Source organism: Streptococcus sp. HMSC070B10, from assembly GCF_001808665.1.
Classification (GTDB): Bacteria; Bacillota; Bacilli; order Lactobacillales; family Streptococcaceae; genus Streptococcus.
The window spans coordinates 1-576 of record NZ_KV794164.1; the positions used below are offsets into that span (position 1 = coordinate 1).

Annotated in this window: 1 pseudogene; it reads left to right on the top strand. The window is 43.1% G+C overall.

Annotation, left to right across the window (positions count from 1 at the left end):
• Positions 1 to 49: 49 nt before the first annotated feature.
• A pseudogene (locus HMPREF2613_RS04925) lies at positions 50 to 576 on the top strand (LXG domain-containing protein); the annotation flags it as partial.

Here is a 576-nt window from a genome sequence, read left to right on the forward strand (position 1 = left end):
CTTTCGATGAAGCCAGAGAAGAACTGATAGCGGAAAGGAATCGGCTACCATGGGAGTAAAATACAGCGCACAAGAATCCCAAGAATTGATTCAGGCCATGACGAACAACCTCCGAGTCGCAAATGAAGTCACAGACCGCTTATCTAGTGGCTGTGATCACCTGATTTCCTCTTTAGACTCAGGTGAGTTGACAGGAGCAGCCTACACAGCTGGTAAAGGTCTCTTTATAGAGATTATCATCCCCAGCATCAAGAAGTTACAAGCAGCGATAGATGATATCCAACTAGAGTTGACATCCTACAAAGATGCGGATGCTCAGATCTCTGGATATGGAGATTTGGACCTAGACCAGCTTAAGGAATTGAAAAAGCTGAGAGAAGAGCAGTTAGCTATCGTAGAAGCTCAGATTCAAGTGAGGGAGAACTGGCTAAATCAAATCACAGACCTCTTTAGTCTCAATTGGGGGAAAGCCTTCTCTGAGAAGACCATCCTCTACAATACCAAGTTTCAAATCGAGTCGGGTATTCAGGATTTGAATGATAAGATTAAAAAACTAGAATTTTTTGTCTCACAGGT